The sequence below is a fragment of the Zobellia uliginosa genome, from assembly GCF_018860745.1.
GTDB classification, from domain to species: Bacteria; Bacteroidota; Bacteroidia; order Flavobacteriales; family Flavobacteriaceae; genus Zobellia; species Zobellia uliginosa_B.
The window spans coordinates 906,616-925,261 of record NZ_JAHKPY010000003.1; the positions used below are offsets into that span (position 1 = coordinate 906,616).

13 protein-coding genes are annotated in these 18,646 nt (G+C 33.1%); all 13 read left to right on the top strand.

Annotation, left to right across the window (positions count from 1 at the left end):
- The first annotated feature begins 547 nt into the window (after positions 1-547).
- The 13 genes from KO521_RS07690 (at position 548) to KO521_RS07750 (ending at position 17,772) form a co-directional block, all read left to right on the top strand.
- Entirely contained in the window at positions 548-1,120 is a 573-nt protein-coding gene (locus tag KO521_RS07690) for a Crp/Fnr family transcriptional regulator (protein ID WP_215939310.1), read from the top strand.
- Between the two features lie 118 nt (positions 1,121-1,238).
- Complete coding sequence (locus KO521_RS07695; RefSeq protein WP_215939311.1) at positions 1,239-1,721, top strand: cupin domain-containing protein; 483 nt, start codon at positions 1,239-1,241, stop codon at positions 1,719-1,721.
- A 32-nt stretch (positions 1,722-1,753) separates the two neighbouring features.
- Positions 1,754-2,851, top strand: coding sequence for an L-dopachrome tautomerase-related protein (locus tag KO521_RS07700; RefSeq protein ID WP_215939312.1), 1,098 nt, complete (start codon positions 1,754-1,756; stop codon positions 2,849-2,851).
- A gap of 133 nt (positions 2,852-2,984) precedes the next feature.
- Positions 2,985-3,923, top strand: a complete 939-nt coding sequence (locus tag KO521_RS07705) for a cyclase family protein (protein ID WP_215939313.1) — start codon at positions 2,985-2,987, stop codon at positions 3,921-3,923.
- 25 nt (positions 3,924-3,948) lie between these two features.
- Positions 3,949-5,157: an MFS transporter gene (locus KO521_RS07710; protein ID WP_215939314.1), complete on the top strand. Its 1,209-nt coding sequence runs from the start codon at positions 3,949-3,951 to the stop codon at positions 5,155-5,157.
- Between the two features lie 3 nt (positions 5,158-5,160).
- Positions 5,161-6,099 (top strand): aldo/keto reductase, encoded by a 939-nt coding sequence (locus tag KO521_RS07715; RefSeq protein ID WP_215939315.1) that lies wholly within the window; start codon positions 5,161-5,163, stop codon positions 6,097-6,099.
- 59 nt (positions 6,100-6,158) lie between these two features.
- Positions 6,159-7,118 carry a TIGR03571 family LLM class oxidoreductase gene (locus tag KO521_RS07720; protein ID WP_215939316.1) on the top strand — a complete coding sequence of 320 codons (960 nt, stop codon included), beginning with the start codon at positions 6,159-6,161 and terminating at the stop codon, positions 7,116-7,118.
- A 137-nt stretch (positions 7,119-7,255) separates the two neighbouring features.
- Positions 7,256-8,590 carry an IPT/TIG domain-containing protein gene (locus KO521_RS07725; RefSeq protein WP_215939317.1) on the top strand — a complete coding sequence of 445 codons (1,335 nt, stop codon included), beginning with the start codon at positions 7,256-7,258 and terminating at the stop codon, positions 8,588-8,590.
- Positions 8,591-9,094: 504 nt separating this feature from the next.
- Positions 9,095-9,382, top strand: coding sequence for a DUF6922 domain-containing protein (locus KO521_RS07730; RefSeq protein WP_215939318.1), 288 nt, complete (start codon positions 9,095-9,097; stop codon positions 9,380-9,382).
- Complete coding sequence (locus tag KO521_RS07735) at positions 9,379-10,149, top strand: nucleotidyl transferase AbiEii/AbiGii toxin family protein (protein ID WP_215939319.1); 771 nt, start codon at positions 9,379-9,381, stop codon at positions 10,147-10,149. Before KO521_RS07730 ends, KO521_RS07735 begins: the two co-directional genes overlap by 4 nt.
- Before the next feature lie 618 nt (positions 10,150-10,767).
- Positions 10,768-13,683 carry a DEAD/DEAH box helicase gene (locus KO521_RS07740; RefSeq protein ID WP_215939320.1) on the top strand — a complete coding sequence of 972 codons (2,916 nt, stop codon included), beginning with the start codon at positions 10,768-10,770 and terminating at the stop codon, positions 13,681-13,683.
- A gap of 283 nt (positions 13,684-13,966) precedes the next feature.
- Positions 13,967-15,553, top strand: coding sequence for a patatin-like phospholipase family protein (locus KO521_RS07745; RefSeq protein WP_215939321.1), 1,587 nt, complete (start codon positions 13,967-13,969; stop codon positions 15,551-15,553).
- Positions 15,553-17,772, top strand: coding sequence for a tetratricopeptide repeat protein (locus tag KO521_RS07750; protein WP_215939322.1), 2,220 nt, complete (start codon positions 15,553-15,555; stop codon positions 17,770-17,772). Before KO521_RS07745 ends, KO521_RS07750 begins: the two co-directional genes overlap by 1 nt.
- Positions 17,773-18,646 lie beyond the last annotated feature (874 nt).

Here is an 18,646-nt window from a genome sequence, read left to right on the forward strand (position 1 = left end):
TTTCTTAATTAAATAGCTGACAAAATTAAAAGGTTGATGAAACTCATGTTTACATCAACTTTTTAGTTTATAACAAATAGCGATTTAAAATTATGGGCAGTTTGTTACTGTAAGAAAGTGTTTTAAAACATTTCAGTAATCTGTCGATATGAACCTAAAGGCGTCATATCTGATATTATATCAAATGCAAGCATGCGCCTTTTTACAGGATGATCAAATTGTTCTATAATGTTCCGCGTTATGTAACTTGAGCTTTGGTTACGGCAGAAAAATATAGATAAGAATCTTTCTTTTTTGAGCGGGTTGGTGCGCGGGCAAAGTTGTTACAATCTTCCTTGATTTTTTTCTTTCTAAAAACTTTCTTCTTAAAAGGTAATGGAACACTTATTATACGAGCCGACGGTAGGAGGGGAGTGTAATGTGTGTGGAATGAAAATGTATTTTTAATGACTGTGTAAAGTAAATTTATGCTCTTTAACTGGTTGTCTAGTTAATATAATATGCAACAATAAATAACATTTTAAATAAAGAAAAGTATTTTTGCTTTATGGAAGACAAGTTTCAATTATTAAAACAACATTTTGAAGAAATCGTTTCTTTAACTGATGAGGAGTGGAACTTTGTACAATCGCACTTTGAATTTAAGAGTCTTAAAAAACACCAATTTTTAATACAAGTAGGGCAACCTGTAGACTTTGAATATTGGATTATCAAAGGCTTGGTAAAAGCGTATTCCATAGACGAAAAAGGCAAAGAACACATTCTTCAATTTGCTATGGAAAACTATTGGGTGAGCGACCATTGTGCTTTTCAACATCAAGAACCTGGTACTATTTTTGTAGATTGTCTTGAAGATTCTGAGTTTTTTTGTTTGTCTTTAGAGAACAGGGAAAAAATTTGTTTTGAAGTCCCTGCCGTTGCTAATTTTTTCAGAATTAAATCGAACCACGGTTACATCAATCTTCAACAAAGAATCTTGTCTTTACTTACAATGACCGCAGAAAGTAGGTATGAGTACCTATTAAATAAGCTTCCAACATTAATACAACGCGTTCCTAAAAAATTAATCGCTTCCTATTTAGGCGTATCCAGAGAGACTTTAAGTCGTTTTAATAGCTAAAAGTGACCTAAATCACTTTTCCATATTGATATACATCACAAAAAATCCGTGATGTATGTCCTCGCACACCCCTTTGTTTTCATAGAATTTTGTATCGAACAATTAAATACAATGTACTATGAAAACTACAAGAACACTTTTTCTATTATTTACAGTAATTGCCATAGGTTTTAACGCCTATGCGCAAGAAGACAAAAGACCGTTAATGGGTAACTCCTACGGTATTATCAATATTAATGAATACGTAACGCTACTTCCCAAAAGTCATAATGGTATCATCAAAGACATCAGATTAATAGACCGTGAACACGCAGGTGTTAGAATTTTTAGGCTGTATGACGAAGTACCTATGCATTACCACGCAAAATCTGATGCCTACCTCTACATTTTAAATGGCAAAGCAGAATTTTATGTAGCCGATAAAGGTCCTGTTGTTGCAGGAAAAGGCGACTTACTTTTTTGGGGCAAAGGTACATCGCACGGTAACGGAAAAATTTTAGAAGGTCCGTTAGACGTTCTCGTTTTTGATGCCATTGCCAGAGACCCAAGCGATGTTATCTGGGTAGCCCCATCAACCCAAAAGAAATTTTTAGGCAACTAATTAAATCATATTCAATTTTAAAAACAATAACGATGAAAACAGTAACAATTATAAAAACAGTCTTGTTCGCATTTGTAATGAATTTTACACTATTAGCACAAGCACAATTAGAAACTATAGCAACATTTCCAGAATCTAGACCAGGGAATATAACAGTGTCTAACGATGGAAGAATATTTGTAACAATGAGTGCCTTAAGCGCTTCAAAATATATGGTAAAAGAAATTTTACCTAATGGAGAAGCTATTCCTTTTGGAGATAAAGAGTGGATTGTAAAACCAGAAAACGGAAGTATAAAAGGTATCAATTCAACCATCGGAATTCAAGCAGATGCTAATGGAATCCTTTGGGTTTTGGATATGGGTAACATCAAACAAAATCAGGCTCCCAAATTGGTTGGATTTGATTTGGTTACCGGTAACGTCACAAAGGTTTTTCCTATTCCAAATACGGTATTGTCATCAAAACCTTTTTTACAAGATTTTGTAATCGATGTAAAAAACAACACTGCTGTAATTGCAGATATGACCGATGCTTTAAATCCGCCAATTGCGCCAGCTTTTGTAGTGATAAACTTAGAAACAGGTTATATAAGACGAGTTATGGAAGGGAATGCTTCATTTTTGTCTGCTGATGAACCAGTGAAAATTCACGGTAGATTAGTATCCCACAAAAGAAAAGACGGTACTACCATTCAGCCAAGATATCCTTTAAATCCAATTTCCATAGATGACGAAAACAAGTATATCTACTATGGTGCAATGGGAAACACCAAAATTTACCGTATTCCGTCTGCTGTATTAGCGGATGAAAGTAAGCAAGATAGCGACCTTAATAAGTACATCGAGTTTTATGCCAACAAACCAAAATCTGACGGATTTAAAGTGGGTGCAAACGGTAAAGTGTATGTCACCGATGTTGAAAATTCAGCTATTGTAGAAAGTACGCCAGCTGGAATGAAAACCATTGCGCAATCCAAAAAAGACCTGTCTTGGCCAGATGGTGTTGCCATACACGGTAACTACTTATATATCGTAGCAAATCAACTTCACAACCTTCCTTTATTAAATGAAGGAAAAGATGCTAGTAAACCGCCTTACTTGGTTCTAAAAATGAAGATTCAAGATTAAATAAAATTAAAAATAAAGTGATGTATGCGCATTATTAAATGTGATGTACATCACTTTAAAATGGTGATGTACATCCTCGCACACCCCTAGCTTTAATCGGAAATTTGTATAAGAAATTTAAAAACATATTAAAATGAAAACAATAGTAAATACATTAAAAACAATTGCCTTAGCAGCTACACTTTTTACTGCTTTAACTACAAACGCACAACAAGTACCAACGTCACCTTATGGAGCAGACGATGAAATTGGCGCACTAAACCTTTTGAATGAAGAAACAGTTTTAGATGCGGTAAAATTGGTTAAAAAAGGAAAAGTATACCGCTTAGGAATGGTGGTAAATGCTCAAACTGCAGCTTTCCGTCACAGATACTTTCACATTGAAACGTTACAACCAGAAACTGCTGCTGCAGGTTCTAACAAATTCACTTACGTAGATGACCAATTAATTGGTTGGACAGGTGTTGGGTCTCAAATAAACGGATTAGCACATTACGGTAGAGACAATGTGCATTATAACGGACATAAAGTTGAAGATTTTTTAACTGTTTCTGGTGTAAAAAAATTAGGTCTAGAAAAATTACCTCCAATTGTAACTAGAGGTGTTGTATTGAATATGCGCTCATATTACAATCAAGATATTGTAAAAGAAGGCACTGTTTTTACAGTAGAAGACATTGAAAAAGTAGCCAAGAAACAAGGCATTGAAATCCGTAAAGGCGATGTGGTATTGTTCTATACGGGATGGACAAAACTAATGGGTAAAGATGATAAACGCTATTTAGCTGGCGGACCTGGAATTGGTACGGAAGCTGCGCATTATCTAGGTAAAAAAGGAATTGTAGCAGCAGGTGCAGACAACTGGTCTTTTGAAGCAGTACCACACGAAAACAGCGCGCTTTCTTTCCCTGTAAATCAAATGATGGCAACCGAATACGGTGTGCAAGTATTAGAAAATATTCTTGTAGATGAATTGGTTGAGGATAAAGCCTGGGAATTCCTTTTTGTATTAGGTCACCCTTTATATGAAGGCTCTACGCAAGTACAAATAAACCCTGTTGCCATTAAATAACAATAACAAAAAACAATTAGAAATTATGGAAACATCAACAATACATAGAGATACTACGGTAGCCAAAAAGAAGAGTCTACCAGCAGCATTATGGGCATTGACCATAAGTGCATTTGCCATAGGAACAACGGAATTTGTAATTGTAGGTTTATTATCTACCGTTGCAAACGACCTAGGCACATCATTAACATCAGCCGGATTATTAGTAAGTCTGTACGCCATTGGTGTTGCCATTGGTGCACCCATTTTAACTGCCTTAACTGGTAAAATTCCAAGAAAACAATTACTAATGGGAATTATGTTGCTTTTCATCATTGGTAACGGATTAGCAGCTATTTCACCAAGTTTTGAGTTATTGTTATTATCTAGAGTGGTAACAGGTTTCGCACACGGTGTATTTTTTTCTATCGGGTCTACCATTGCAGCTAGTTTGGTGCCAAAAGATAAGCGAGCAACAGCTATTTCTATAATGTTTGCAGGTCTTACTGTGGCTATTGTAACTGGTGTTCCTTTAGGAACATACATTGGTCAGAATTTTGGATGGAGAGCTACTTTTATTGGTGTTGCTTTATTAGGATTAGTAGGTACAATAGCTAGTTTGGCTTTGGTTCCTAAAAACATCAAACAATCGGCTCCATTACGACTTATAGACCAATTAAAAGTGATTAAAAATCCGTCTATTTTATTGGTATTAGCCATTACCGCATTTGGTTATGGTGGTACGTTTGTCACTTTTACGTACTTAACTCCGCTGTTAGAAGAAGTAACTGGTTTCTCTTCAAATATGACTAGTGTATTCCTTTTAATTTATGGTATTGCCATCGCAATTGGGAATATCATAGGTGGTAAAGTCTCTAACAACAAACCAGGAAAAGCATTATTAGTAATGTTTGCTTTACAAGCCATAGTATTGTTTGTGTTATACTTCACTGCTTCTAGTCAGATTTTTGCCATCGTAACCTTGTTTTTTATGGGAATATTAGCGTTTTCAAACGTACCTGCATTGCAATTATACGTGGTGAAGATGGCTGAAAAATATTTACCAGGAACCGAAGATGTAGCATCTGCCTTAAACATTGCAGCTTTTAACGTTGGTATTGCTATTGGCGCTTATGTAGGCGGAATGGTTGTAGAATCGAGCTTGGGTATTGAAGCGACTCCTTGGGTAGGTGGTATTCTAGTGATTGTGGGATTCTTGTTAACCTTAGTTTTATTCAAAAAAGAAAAAATTTAAATAATGACTGCATTAAAATTTAGAAACAACGACGAAATGCCAATTTTAGGTTTAGGAACGTTTCGTTCTGAACCAAATGAAGTGTACAATGCTGTACTTTCGGCTATTAAAATGGGATATAGACATATAGATTGCGCTGCAGCTTACGGAAACGAAAAAGAAGTTGGTAACGCCATTGCCGATGCTATACAACAAGGTTTGGTTACTAGAGAAGATTTATGGGTGACTTCCAAATTATGGAATGCTTCCCACGGTGAAGAGAATGTGATTCCTGCACTGAACCAGACTTTAGAAGATTTACAACTAGAGTATCTAGACCTGTATCTTATCCATTGGCCTGTCGCTCTTAAAAAAGGAACAGAAATGCCAGAAAAAGCATCTGATTTTATTCCGCTTTCAGAAGTACCATTAACCAATACTTGGAAAGGGATGGAAGCTGCTTTAGAGCAAGGACTTGCAAAACATATTGGCGTGAGCAATTTCAATGAAAATCAGTTGAAAGAAATACTAGCGAATGCAGTGCATCAACCAGAGATGAATCAGGTAGAAATGCATCCGTTTTTACAGCAAGAAGCATTACAATCATTCTGCGTAAAAAACGATATTCTGCTAACTGCATACGCACCTTTAGGTTCGCTTGTAGATGAAAATAGCACACTACGTTTGTTAGAAAATGATACGATAAAAAACATTGCCAAAGCAAGACGTATGTCGCCTGCGCAAGTAGCATTGGCATGTACTATGCAACGAGGCATTGCGGTCATTCCTAAATCTATAAATGAAGCGAGATTGCTTCAGAATTTAGAGACGTTAAACCATACGCTTACAGAAGAAGATATGACGTTACTGAAGGATTTAGATAAGGGATACCGCTTTATAGATGGTAAATTTTGGGAAGTTGACAACGGACCATACACTGCAGATAGTATCTGGAATAACTAATCTTGAAAATCATCAGGTGTCCTGAGAGATACCTGATGATTTCAAAAACAAATAACACTATGAATCCATTTGATAAATTATACAAACCAGGTAAAATGACACTTGGTATAGAGTTTCCTTTAGATAACGATTGGTCAACCGAAGGAAATCGCAAACGTTTGGAAGACAATAGACCTTTTGGAGTTCCAGACATTTCAAACCATTTAGCATTGGCACAACAAATTGACGAAGCTGGATTCGCAGCTTTATGGATGCGAGATGTTCCTGTATATGACCCTAATTTTGGGGATGGTGCACAATTGTTCGATACGCTTCCATATTTGGGCTATTTAGCTGCAGCTACCAAAAACATTTTGTTGGGTACAGCTGCCATAGTATTGCCATTACAACAACCTATAAAATTAGCGAAAGCTGCTGCCACCATAGAAAATTTAAGTGATGGCAGACTATTGTTAGGCTTAGGTTTGGGAGACAGACCTGTGGAGTTTCCAATGTATAATATCGACTATAAAAAAAGACCTGAAATCTTTAGACAAAATCTTGATATCATTAAAGAAGCTTGGAAAACAAATAGCAATTTAAAATCTAAATACGATTTTTTAACCAGTGGTATTGAAGTCTATCCTAAACCGAAAAATGACATTCCGCTTGTAGTCGCTGGTCATTCCGGACAAAGTATCAATTGGATTGCAAAAAACGCACAAGCTTGGTTTAATTACCCAAGACCTGTTGCCGAAACTTTGGAGAACCGAAAATACTGGTGTAATGCATTGTATGATGAAGACCAAGCAGCAAAACCTTATATCTCTGCTATACATTTAAACTTAGATCCAAATGATAATGCTGCTTTCAAACCACAGCGTTTTGGAGGTACGGTAGGCATCAACCATCTTACCGAATACTTAAAGTCTTATGAAAATGTAGGAGTCAACCATATGGCTATCAACCTAAGAAAGTCTGAAACTCCCGTAAGTGAGGCTATTGCAAAAATTGAGGAAGTAGTATTACCGGAGTTTTAGTCTGTATTAATATATTACTAAATAATATTTAAGTTATTTTAAATGACCGTCTACATTTATGCGAAAGGGGGTAGCCAAATCAATAATACTAAACGAATAGCTTTTACGTTAGAAAAACATACAAAATAATCACCAGAATGAATTTGAAAACCTTAATACTATCATCTCTTTTAATTTTATTTATTACCGGATGTGGTAAAAATGACGCGGAAAGCATCACTCCAACACAAATTGAAAAAGAGCCAGAAGCTACTATACCTGTGATAAATAACCTTTCTAAAGAATACCTATTCACAGGTGATGAATTAATTATTATTGGAGACAATTTCAATCAAACCGACTTTCAAACAAAAGTCTTTGTCAATGATACTGTGATTGAACCGAGTTCCCTGTCAAGTACAGAAATAAAACTTATTCTAGAAACTGAAAAGACGGGGCCATCTCAAATAGCTGTGGAGGTGGATGGAAAACTAAGCGAAGTCGCCTATTTTTATGCACTTAAAAAAGGTTGGAACCAACTAACACTTGACGGCAATGTAGAGTTAAAAAAAGCTATTGTACTAGATAATGATGATGATATTTACGTTTTAGGTGACCTTCTTTCTGGCGCTAGCTCTTGGTCTAATAGACTATTTAAAATTTCACCATCAGCTGAGAGTTTTATTTCTACCCAAGTAGCTAATGTAATGAATGGTAGTATAAGCAATTTTGAAATTGATAGTATAACAGGAAATGCAGCTGTGACCAATGGATATAATCTTCAACTATTTAAGAATAAATTCGAAACGGAAAAAAATAAATATTTGGCAGCAGCTCTCGAGGACCCCGGAAGTGGTCAAGGTATGAACATAATAATTGATGAAAATCAAGTATTCTATTCCAATAATATGTTTACTTATGGATATTCTTCTGATTTTGGCGGTACCTACGAAAAAAAATATACGGATTGGCTATTAAGACCGGAAGGAGCTGGGGGAGCAAAATATTATGGCTCAATAAGATCTATTAAAAAAGCACCGTCTGATGGTAAAATTTATGGTACCGGAGTATATCGCAAAGGTTGGAAGTATGGTGAACCAGATACAAATTTAATAATGCGGTCTGATGATTATCAAAACTGGGAAGTAATAGATTCTGTGACAGTTAATTCTGAAAGAACCCTTTATCAGGGTAAATTTTTTGACACTGATTTGATTCTTACAATTGATGCTGAAGGCAATTTATTGCGCAGTTCAGATCTTGCAAAAACATGGTCAACCGTATATCCAAATATTAAACGGTTTTACATGCGAACTCAGGATGAGTGGTATGCAATATCTACAGAAAACAAGGTGATTTCGACCATAGATGCAGGACAGACATGGACTACTGAACTGGAATTTGAAGAAACAGATGTAATTAGTTATATCAATTTTTCACAAACTAAAATAGTGGTATCAGGCTACGGTTTTCTATTTATTAAATATGAGTAAGTCCTAAATTATAGGATTCTCAGAAGGTTAAGGGATATTTTACATAATACTACATTATAGCTATCAAATGGACTCCTCTCATAAAATACCAATGATAACATTTGTACTATAATGTCTTGCGTTATGAAACTTTGCTTTGGTAAAAGCGAAGTTATTTACTCCAATCTTCTTTTATTTTTTTCTTTCTAAAAACTTTCTTTTCAAAAGGTAATGGAACACTTATTATGTGAGCCGACGACAGGAGGGGAGTGTAATGTGTGTGGAATAGTATTATTAGGTTAAAAGTTTCAATAACAATAGTACTTATTCAATAATGATAGAATTAAATGTCAATTTCATAGATTTAGAGTAATGAATGGCATATATTTTGATTGTAAATCATTAAATATCAGCAATTAATAAGAGTTTGTATAATTAACTTTTAAGGATATTTAACAAGAAAATAGTGGAGATTGCATATATTTGTATAATAACCCTTTTAATAAAGCGTTTTATAAAGAAGTTTTGAAAGCAACAAAAGACATAACAAAGATTTTTCCAAAACATTTGTTTTGGGACATGGATTATTCTAAATTATCTATTAAAAGAGATAAGGATATTATAATTCCAAGAGCTTTATATGCTACTACTAAAGATACTTTTATAAAAGATATTGCTACATTAGAAAGTTTATATTCCAAACAAGAGATACTTTCTTGTTTGAAGAATACTAAAGAACGTATTAGTAATAAAATGTGTGTTATGGTAGCAGAAGAATACAATGTAACGCCATTCTACCGTTACGCTGTATGAGTGCAGTTTCTAAAGAACTCCTAACTACAATCCAAGAACTATTAAGTTTACCAAGTCTATCTAAGTTTGCTTTAGGTGGTGGTACAAATCTAGCTTATCGCTATAATCACAGGAAGTCGATTGATATTGATTTATTTAGTAATGAGATAATTGGAAAAGAGGGTTATTCTAATGTCGAAAAAGAGATTTGTGATTTTTATGGTGATTCTTTAATGCAACTAAATTATCCTTGTGAAGAAAATAACCAATATATTTTTCTTAGATGTTTTATTATAAAAGGGAAAGAAACTATTAAAGTAGAAATACTTCAAAACATGAAAACAATGTATGACATCGAGATTGTAGATGATATACGTTTTATTTCTAAAAAGGATATAGGTTTATTCAAATTAGTTAGTGCTTCAAGTCGTTCTGCTAAAAAAGATATTTATGATTTAGATTATATAACTGAGGAGATTGATATTATAATACTTTATGAAGAATTACGAGAAAAACAATCCAAATTTAATAAAGAAGAAGATAAAAGTATTTTTGATTTAGATGGTGATACATCTCCAATAGACAATCCATCGCTTTTACTAAGTTTTGATAACACAAATAATAAGTTAAAATCATCGAGACCGATACACTCGGATAATACTATAGACATAGTCAAAGACAGTAAAGGCTGGGCTTTGGCAAGAATAGAATGGCGAACTAAGATGAGAAAACTATACAAGCACTTGGAAATCGATTTTCCTGGACCAAAAAGCATATCTGTGAAATAATATCGAATACGAGAAATTTGAATAAATCTAAAAGGTTAGCTTTTTTTTGGCGCTGGCCAAGCGTTGGCAAATTGTGTTTTAAAATGAACGCCATTTAGCGTTTATTTTAAAAAAGCAATCGAGCGGTTGGCTGTGCGGCAATTTTACATAACGACAAATTATGGAACAAATGAAAATATGCGTCGCAGACACCGCTTAAAAGAAGTTGATGACCCTGTTGTAGATTTTAATCAATTCTCAGAGCGTCAGGGATATTTTACATAATATCATTATAGCTAACAAACGGGAATTCCCCTATAAGATACAATATGTTGGTTTTGTTCTATAATGTTCTGCGTTATGTAACTTTGCTTTGGTAAAGCAAAGTATTTTACTCTTCACTTCCTTTAAATTTTTCTTCTAAAAGCTCTTTTCTGAAAAGGTAATGGAACACTTATTATGCGAGCCGACGCTAGGAGGGGAGCGTAATATGTGTGGAATGGTATTTTACTACAATTATTTAATTTATTACACTTTTCCGTAATTAAGTATTTGTTAAAATTCACTAATTTTATACCTCCCTCCCTTTATGGATTAAGCATTCATGAATACACATTTACCAATATTATTTAATAATCTGTGGCATTCTTTATTGAAAACAAAAAAGACTTTAAATTAGAAGTTGACAAAGGTGAAATTGGATTTAGACAGTGCCAACTAGGAGCGGTTTGGGCGGTCAAAAGCCATTACACTAAAAGTAATAAACCTGCCTTAATAAGTATGCCTACAGGTTCGGGCAAGACAGCATTAATGATTGCAATTTGTTTTGAGCTTAAAATTAAGAAGGTATTAATAATCACTCCTTCAGTGGTAATAAGAAAACAAATTTCAGATGTCTTTAGTGATTTGGAAATATTGAGAACAATAAAAGCTTATAGAGGCGAAAATAATCCAAGAGTAAATAATCACATAGGATACTTAAAAAATGAAACAGCATGGGAAGATGCAACAGAACCCTATGATGTGATTGTTTCCACTCCGCATAGCTGCTCCTCGGAAATGAAAGAAAATATTGCACCACCTAAGGGTCTTTTTGACTTAGTAATTATAGACGAAGCACATCATACGCCTGCTAAGATTTATAGTAGCGTTTTTAAGGATTATCCTGATTCGAAAATAATTTTATTGACCGCTACGCCATTCAGAAGAGACCGAAAAAGAATTCAAGGTCATTTAATATATCATTATCCTATGGCAGAGGCATTAAAGGACAAAATATATAGACCTGTAAGCTTTATAAATGTTGATACTAAAAGTGGAGAAAGTAAAGAAAAAGATAACCTTTTAGCTGATGCAGCTATAGAAAAATTGAGAGCTGAACAAGTTAATAATCCAAATGCTCAATTGTTAATCAAAACTAAAAGAATTAATTCTGCAGAAGAATTAAAAAAAATATATGAAGACAAAGGTATAACAGTTGGTTTGATTCATAGTGGAAATAGTGCATATCTGAATGAAGACTGCTTAAGTAAATGTAAAAAAGGAGAACTCGAAAGTTTAATTGCTGTTGGTATGATTGGGGAAGGGCTAGATATACCAACCTTAAAAATAAGTGTTCTACACGATATACCAAGAACATTGCCAACCACTATACAGTTCATAGGTCGAATTTCTAGAATACATAATGAACAAATTGGAAATGCCACATTAATTGCGGATAGAAACTATGTCAAGGGAGAAGTAAAGAAGTTGTATTATTTTGACAGGTCTTGGGATTTATTAATACCTGAACTGGTAGAAAAAATTGTTTCGAATTCGCCATTGTTTCCAGATTTAGAAACTAGCGAATTAAACCCATTTGGAATAAACCCAAATGATATTAAGCCATTTTTCAGCACAAAAATATTTAAGACGAAAGTTGGATTTGAGTTTTTAAAAGGGTTTCATAATAGGATGCCTTCGGGAGTTGAATTAGCCTTTACTCATCAAGAAAATATTAATTCTCCATTAATTTTAATAACAAAACATAAGAAAACATTGTCTTGGGGTAAAGAATTGGCACTTTTTCAAGATGATTATGATTTACATGTTTTGTATTTAATTGATGATTTTTTATTTGAAAGTACGACCTCTGATTTCATTTTGAATCAAATTAAATCAAAATTGTTTGATACAAAAAAATATGAGGTAGTTCCTGCATCTTATATAAGAAATGGGTTAAATGATTATTCAATTGGACAGTATTTTATGGTTGGGATGTCTAATATTTATGGAAATGGGGCATCTAACCCTTCATACAAGATGTTAATGGGTCTCGAGGTGGAATCTGCTATAAATCATTCAGATGGGGCTGTATTTTCATTTGGACATGCATTATCAAGAATCGATGAAGATGAGACAAGAGGGATTGCTATTAAAAATGGTCGAATTTGGGCTATTAAAAGAAAGACTATTAAAGAATTTTCTTTATGGTGCAATCATATACATTCATTAATTAAACTTGGTAATAACGAGTCTGAAATTCCCAGAATGGCCAGGTTGGCAAAATTTAAGACCGTTGAAAAATTTGAAGACAATCCTATTTCTGTTTTTTTTGAAAATGTAATTTTCCAAATTGAAATTGTAAAAATCACAAAAGGGGATAAAGTCTATGAAGGTTTTATTCCTGAAATTCATTTTGATAGCTTATCCGCTAATAATAAAAGAATTGATTGTACAATTAGTGTTGAAGAGGATCAAATAGCAAAAGCTTTTTTTGACTTTGAAGGTGAAAAAAAATGGATTATTGTATCAGAAAATGATATAAATATTTTTATGGACATTCAATTCAAGGATCCATTAAATATGAATTTTGAAGTCTTTATCAATGAATTTCCGCCTCTAATAATATATCAAAATACAAAGACACAAAAAGGTACAACATTATTTGAGCCAAAAATAGAACAGCAAAAATTTGATGCCGAGCTTTTTAAGGCAATAGAAGGTGGGTGGGATGAAACTGACGTTAAGAAGGAATCTAAGGAGCCTGAAGAAGATGGTAAAATTTATAATGTACAACAAAAGACAATTAGCGTAATTAAAAATAGTGACGATTATTCGGATGAAGAGGATATTATTGTTGTAGATGACGGCGCAGGGGAAATTGCAGATGTAATTTGGTTTTCATTTAAAAGAAAAACGGTTAATTTCTTCCATTGTAAATTTTCTAGTACTGACAATCCAGGGGCAGATATGAGAAATATTACAGAACTTTTTCAACAGGCTATGAGAAATTTTATTTGGATAAGAGCTAGTTCTATAATCAAACAATTGCTCTATAGAGTGACAAATACAGAGAATTCTAAAATTTTAGATGAAAAACAAGATGAGCTCAATAACTTACATGATGAATTCATCGCAACAGATTGGAATTTTAAGGTTTTTTTAGTTCAACCTGGGCTTTCAAAATCTGCTGTATTTAAAGACAATATGACCAATGTAGAAAAATTACTTTTAATAATACGAGATAGACTAAATAGCTCTGGAAGTGAGCTTGAAATTTGGGCTTCTGAATGACATTTTTTTTCTGGCCTAAGAAAACTTTGGCTAAAACAATAGGGGAGAGGAGCGTTAAGAATTTTAGGGGGCTAGTTACGATAATTGTTGACCGCCATATTATTTCATTTACCTTAAAGCGGTCTTAAGAGTTACAATGGATCCTAAAATTTAGCGACCGAGCCGTACATTGTTTCCAAAATTATCTGTAAGCCTTGATTTTTTTATTTCTTTTTTTATCAAGAAAAAAAGAAAAACAAATCAGTTTATTATCTTTAATAGGTTAATAATCAAATACTTCAATTTGGAAACACATCCTTCATCTACTTCAAGAAAAAAAAAGGAACCTTCAGCCCTAATTATGAAAGGAGGAGGGATTAAAGGTCTTGCTTATGTCGGAGCCTTGGAAGAGCTTACGAAACATTACGATTTTTATTGGTTTGCAGGTACCTCTGCTGGAGCTGTCTCGGCCATTTTGCTAGGTTCAGGGTTTGAAATTGAAGAACTAAAAACGATATTGATGAATAAAGAATTCAGCGATTTTAAAGATGCTGGATTTTTCAAAAAAATCTATAATTTATTAACTAAACAAGGACTATATGAAGCCGAAACATTTAATACGTGGTTAACAAATGAATTGTCTACTAAACTCAAATCAGCCGTTGCAGTTAAATTGGAAGATTTACCAAAGAGGGTAACTGTTTATGCTAGTCGTAGAGAGAAAAGAGCATTAGTGTACGATTCGAATGATACTGACACAAAATCCACTCGTGCTGTTTATGCTGCAAGATGTAGCATGTCAATCCCATTATTTTTCACGCCCCAAAAGCAAGAAGGGCTTAATGTATTTGATGGTGGTGCTCAAAATAATTATCCTGTTAAAATCTTATTAGAACATAATCCTGGAACAAAGTTCATAGGACTATACTTAGGTTCAGAGCATTATGAGCATCCCAAAAAGACTTCTTTAATTAAAGAAATGCTTTCAATATGGACTGAAGCGATGGATTATGAAGCTTTGACAGAATTCAAAGATGAAACAATAATAATTGATACTAGACCTATATCCACACTTAAATTTAATCTAAAAAAAAATGAAAAAGAGTTTTTGTTGGAAATTGGAAGATTGGCCGCATTGAAATTCCTTGTTAGGAAAAATAAAATTACTAATAGAGGTTTGAATTTAGTTCAAAAGGAAAAAGAACTACAAAAACAAAAGGCAATTTTGGTGAAAGAAGCGCAAAGGAATAAGAATGTTAATAGAGCCAAAAAAATTACAATCGCGGCATTGGTGATTTTAGCTTTTGTATTAATAAACAAATTTTATTTACCAAGTAAAGAAAAAGTAATTGTTGGTGAATCATTTTCTACCACTGTTCTTGTACACGGTAAAAACGGTAAAGATGATAGAATTTTAAAAAATCAGGGTAAAGTTGTTATTGATTTTGGGAACACCAGAGAAGAAGAACCTATCAATGAAAAGGGTGAAGCTACATTCAAAGAAATACCTGCAAAATTCATGGGTGAGAATGTTCTTTTAAGCGTTACCCACCCTCAACCATACTTGCCAATAAAACGGGATTCTTCTTATATTCTTGAAAGAAATAAATCTATTTATCTAGAAGTTGAACTGAAAGGGCTGGATAAAATATTTGGTAGAGTTATAGATTATCATACCGAACAACCTTTGGAAAACGTAGTTGTTAGTGTACGCGACACGAAGACAGTTACGAATGAAATAGGGTGGTTCGAATTAAAAATTCCATCGGTAAGTCAGGACAAGTTTGTGAAGGTTAGTTTTATAAAAAGCGGTTATATGTTTATCACGCAAGATAGTATTGCTCCGCACACCAAAAAGGAAATCGGTGTTAGTTTAAAGAGAATAAATTAATGAATAGATTAGGTATAATTCTTTGTCTTATTTTCTTTACGAACTTTTTGTTCAGTCAAACGGATATTCATCTTCCTGGAGTAGTGGTTGAACAGAATAGTAAATTTAAAACAGGTAAAATATTATATCTTCCCAATGTTTCAATAAAGGCTAGCGGAGCTATTCCTACTTTAAGTGACTTAGAGGGTAGTTTCGATTTGTTGTTTACAGATAAGCCTCTTGGTAATTCTACCCGATTATATGTTGCAAAAAATGGTTTTGAGATAGTAAATGATAGAGAAATTGAAAGTGCTGCTGTAATTGGAAGAAAAAAACCTTTAAAAATTGTTTTGTGTAAGACAGGACAACTTTATGAAAATCAAATTGCCTACTATAAAATTTTTAAAGAAACAGTTTTAAAAGAACATCAAAACTCTTTAGACATATTAGAAAAAGAGGGGTATGCGAGTACTAGGTTAATAAAGAAATTAAAAGTAGAATATAACAAAAAAATACTCTCCTTGAAATCGGCAAAACGATTATTAGAAGATAATCTAGAAATAGCACTTCAAAGAGCTCAAACACTTTCTGAGCAGTTTACAGTAATAAATCTTGATGACCAAAATACTGTATATCAGAGAGCCTTTGAGAATTTTCTAAGTGGTAATATTGATGATGCACTGAAAATTTTAGACAGTGTTAATTTAGAAGAACGACTAAAAATAAATACAAAAGAAGAAAAAAAGGAAAATGAACTAATTCAAGAACTTAGCGAAAGTGTCTTAAAAAGAAACGAACAAAAAAGACAAGATATAGAACAATGTATTTTTAAAGCCCGTTTACACTCTTTAAATTCTGATTTCCTGCTTGCAAAGAAAATGTATTTGGTAGCCCTGAAATATGATAAGGAAAATATGGTGCTTCGATACGAATATTCTAAATTAATAGCTAATCAAAACGATTTTAAAGAAGCTAAGGAAAGCTATGAAATTATTGTAAAAGAGTACTCGAACCTTGCTGTGAAGTCTAACAAAAATGACTATTATCCTTTATTGGCGCTAACACATAATGCGCTTGGATTATTATTTAAAGATTCTAAGAATTATACTAAGTCAAAAGAAAATTTTAAAAAAGCTTTAGAAATTAGTATGTTTTTATTTCAAGAAAAACCTTCAATTTACTTGGAAAGAATAGCCATAAACTTAGGTAATTTAGGAATGATTGAGTCCCTTTTAAAAGATATTAAAAGCGCAAAAAAATATTATTATGAATCATTAGAAAAATACAGATTATTAAGAGAAAATAATAATATCTATGACAGTGATGGTTATGCCCATGTTCTCTCAAACCTAGGTCTTGATTTGCATGATGAGGGAGAAGAAGAATTAGCAAAAGAATATTTGAAAAAAGCTGAGAAAATTTTCAAAGAGAATGTTAAAAGTGAAACCGTAGAGGACATTTATAATTTAGCTGGTTGTTATCTTAATCTAGGCTTTCTATATAGCACAAGCGAAAACTCAGATATAGCCACAAAATACTTTGAAAACTCCATTCAATTATTTGAAAGATTAGTATCGTTAAATCCTGAAAGGTTTAAACCTAGATTAGCATTCGCCTGTTTAGAATATGGCAAATTCCTTTTTTTTTACTCAAAAAAAATAAAGGAGTCAAAAAAAACTTTTGAAAGAACTATAGGTTTATATAATGAACTTGATTTAGTTAATAAATCCATCTATTCAGAAGAAATGTATTGGTCGTATTTCTATTTAGCAAATTCACTAGAATATTCGGACTACAAACTAGCTCGAGAAACTTATCATTTAGCTATAGATGTTTGCTCTAATTTCAAGGTCAGAACTGAAGATAAATTGTTCTTACAGGCGCAAATATACGAAAGGCTTTCTTTCATTTCCGGAGGAATTGAGGATATTGAGCGTATAAATTATTCTGAAAAAGCATTAGACCTTTATTTACAATTAATCACATATCAATTACCTTATGGTTCACGAAATTCATACCTAAGCAGGGTATTTAATGTTGCTATTGATTTAGCAAATTTTTATCATCAAGGGCAAATATTTGAAAATAATGGAGGTGAGAAGTCTGATTTAGATTTCAAAAAAGCCTCTGAAAGGTTGAAAAAGCGGATTTACAATAACCAAAATGTTGTTGAAGAGCTTATTCCCGACAAACAAAATAAAGAACTATTAACTCTATTAAATGAAATCGAAAAGTTCTAGAAGCTTGCATTAAGTGGACGAAAAGCAAAACATTTAAAAGGGTTTAATAGGTTAAGGGCTAAAACACAAATCTAGCCACATATTTCTCTTTATTATGTCAAATAGAAATCAAAGGAAGGTTTCTAGGAACGCGGAAGGTAGCAAGTGCTCAGAAATTTTATTTTACTCACAAGATTATTTAATTGCTGAATTTAAAGGTGTTCGTGAATCTCCTAAAAAGTCGATTTCAAAATTTTGAGCTGTTGCGGCAAGCTACCGAGAATCTCCTGAAAAATTTACGGGCAGATAGTTTCTCATAAATCGCATATTTAAAAAGAATCTAAAAGTTTTGCTTTTTTTGGCGTTGGCAAGCTATGGCAAATTGTGTTTAAATTTAAAATGCGTTTTTCAGCATTTTATAATTTAAAAAGCAATCGAGCGCTTGGTAGCGGCTATTTTACATAACGGCAAATTATGGAACAAATGAAAATATGCGTCGCAGACACCGCTTAAAAAAGTTTCCTGACCCTGTTGTTCGTTTTAATCAATTCTCAGAGCATCAGGGATATTTTACATAATATCATTATAGCTACTTGGATTAAACTTTGTTGGAATTATGCCTGCGCACTAGCTTTCTTGATTAGTACTTCAGCCACTGGCTAAACTACTAATGCAAAATGTTCTATAATGTACCGCGTTATGTAACTTGAGCTTTGGTTAAAAGCGAAGTTATTTTCTTCAATTTCCTTTTATTTTTTTCTTTCTAGAAACTTTCTCTTCAAAAGGTAATGGAATACTTATTATGTGAGCCGACTTCAGGAGGGGAGCGTAATGTGTGTGGAATGGAAATTATCTAAAAAAGTCCTAGGAAACCGCTAGTTAAATTATAACTTTA